The organism is Wolbachia endosymbiont of Madathamugadia hiepei (assembly GCF_013366855.1).
Classification (GTDB): domain Bacteria; phylum Pseudomonadota; class Alphaproteobacteria; order Rickettsiales; family Anaplasmataceae; genus Wolbachia.
The window spans coordinates 1-2,068 of sequence record NZ_WQMP01000158.1; the positions used below are offsets into that span (position 1 = coordinate 1).

Genomic DNA, 2,068 nt, shown 5'->3' on the forward strand with positions numbered 1-2,068 from the left:
TTTACAATAATCATCTACAAAACAGAATAACTCTGCTATATTCTTATGCATTGGGTAACCTCCTATTGTTGCTAAAATACTGGAGTTTACCCTATTTCTCTCTCTACTCTCTTTCTAATCCATAGTTAGCGTTCTTACGGCTGCAGACTTTCTTAACGACATAGTTATTCCGTTCTTTGAAGAACATAAAATTCCATTGTTACGGATTCTAACTGATAGAGGTATGGAATATTGTGGCAAACCTGAAACCCATGCTTATCAGCTATATTTGGGGATTGAAAACATTGACCACTCTAGCACTAAAACCAGTTCTCCACGAACAAATGGTATATGTGAGAGGTTCCATAAAATCATGCAGGATGAGTGTTACCACATTCTTTTTAGAAAGAAGACTTACAACTCTTTAGAAGATTTGCAAGCAGATGTTTACCAGTGGCTGCGTTCCTATAATGAGAGAAGACCTTACTCAGGAAAGTATTGCCGTGGAAGAACACCTACGCAGACCTTTTTAGATACTAGGGGTATTGCTTTAAAAAAGAATATGCACCTGTTCTGCACTGAATAAATACAAGGTGTTGATAGCAGTTTGAAACTACGTCAATTCTTGTTTGTCAGATCAAGTATGAATTACTACACGTGCCGGCTGTCGGACTTGAACTGACAACCTACTGATTACAAGTCAGTTGCTCTACCAATTGAGCTAAGCCGGCGTTAAATACGTTAACAATATACAATTATCAATGAATTTTCGTCAACTAATTTTTAAAATTATCAAAATACTGCATAATACAATAATATGGGAAAATTTTTATTGAAGCCAAAAAAGAGCCTAGGGCAAAATTTTATTTTATCAAGTGAGATAACGAAAAAAATAGTCGTTTTAGCTGGTAATCTAGAAGATTTTAATGTTATTGAAATTGGTCCTGGGTATGGTGCATTAACAAGGGAAATATTGGCACATAATCCAAAGTCTCTGCTTGCTATAGAAAAAGATAGCAATTTAGTGAAATACCATAACCAACTGCTAAATGAGCATCAAGAAAGGTATAGAATTGTAGAAGCAGATGCACTGCATGTTATAGAAGAAAAGCTAATAGAACGCCCAGTCAAAGTCATTGCTAATCTACCTTACAATGTCTCGGTAGCATTATTTTTGAAGTGGTTCAACAATATAAAATTTTTTACAAGTTTGACATTGATGTTTCAGAAAGAGGTAGCAGATCGTATCATAGCAAGACCTAATTCCAAAGACTACGGTTCTCTATCGGTGCTAAGCCAGTTGCTGTGCAATATAAGAAAGGAATTCGATATTGAACCTAAAGGGTTTTTTCCAAGGCCGAAAGTGCATTCTTCAGTAATTACAGTAAATCCTTTACCTACCCAAAGATTTGCAGTAAATTTGAAAACTTTGACAAAATTAACGCGCGCTGTTTTTGCTCAAAGAAGAAAGAAGCTAAGAAATAGCTTGCAAAATATAACAAATCATGCTGAAACCATTCTTGAAAACGCTAAATTAAATGGTAGCGAACGTCCAGAAAACTTAACTATTGAACAATTTTGTTTGCTAGCAAATGTTATACAAAAAGAATTGTTCAATAGTTAAGATAGCATATTAAATCGGGATGTTAAACAACTTAGTAATTTTTGAAATACAGCGCTGATTATAATTGGCCACTCTAGTAAATATTTTGTTAATATGCCAACATTATAATAACAGTTTTAATTAATTAGGTAATGCTATGGATAACACAATAACGTTTGAACTACCAGCAAATGAATATAACATTGAGTCTTCTTTTAATCATCGTGAAGGTTCTGAATCTATACGGATATGGGAATACAACGAGAAAGGCCCTGCGTCTTTGCTGGACTATAGTCGTTCTCATGATCCAAACGATATGACTTATTACACAATGTTAACATTTCCTAGTCTCTGTGAACAAAATTTTAGAGAAGCCATATGAGAGAACCAACGAGGTTTAAAAAACCCATAAAAACCTCAGCAGTCTTGTCAAATCGAGAAAAAACACGTCTAAGTTCTTGATTTTTCCAAAGAAGCATTCAATCG

At 34.5% G+C, this 2,068-nt stretch carries 2 protein-coding genes, 1 tRNA gene and 1 pseudogene; 3 read left to right on the top strand and 1 reads right to left on the bottom strand.

Features of this window, described 5'->3' with window-relative positions; translation table 11 throughout:
* Positions 1-127 precede the first annotated feature (127 nt).
* A pseudogene (locus tag GO685_RS04905) lies at positions 128-565 on the top strand (integrase core domain-containing protein); the annotation flags it as partial.
* A 72-nt stretch (positions 566-637) separates the two neighbouring features.
* Here GO685_RS04905 and GO685_RS04910 read toward each other — a convergent pair.
* Positions 638-710 (bottom strand) — tRNA-Thr (locus GO685_RS04910).
* Between the two features lie 86 nt (positions 711-796).
* On the opposite strand from GO685_RS04910, the gene rsmA reads away from it, so the two are divergent.
* Positions 797-1,603, top strand: a complete 807-nt coding sequence (rsmA, locus tag GO685_RS04915) for a 16S rRNA (adenine(1518)-N(6)/adenine(1519)-N(6))-dimethyltransferase RsmA (protein ID WP_175937821.1) — start codon at positions 797-799, stop codon at positions 1,601-1,603.
* 136 nt (positions 1,604-1,739) lie between these two features.
* Complete coding sequence (locus tag GO685_RS04920) at positions 1,740-1,964, top strand: hypothetical protein (protein WP_175937822.1); 225 nt, start codon at positions 1,740-1,742, stop codon at positions 1,962-1,964.
* Positions 1,965-2,068 lie beyond the last annotated feature (104 nt).

Bases quoted from the DNA above. Each gene is read 5' to 3' on its own strand.
- GO685_RS04920 (WP_175937822.1), top strand. From the start codon at position 1,740: ATGGATAACACAATAACGTTTGAACTACCAGCAAATGAATATAACATT.
- rsmA (WP_175937821.1), top strand. From the start codon at position 797: ATGGGAAAATTTTTATTGAAGCCAAAAAAGAGCCTAGGGCAAAATTTT.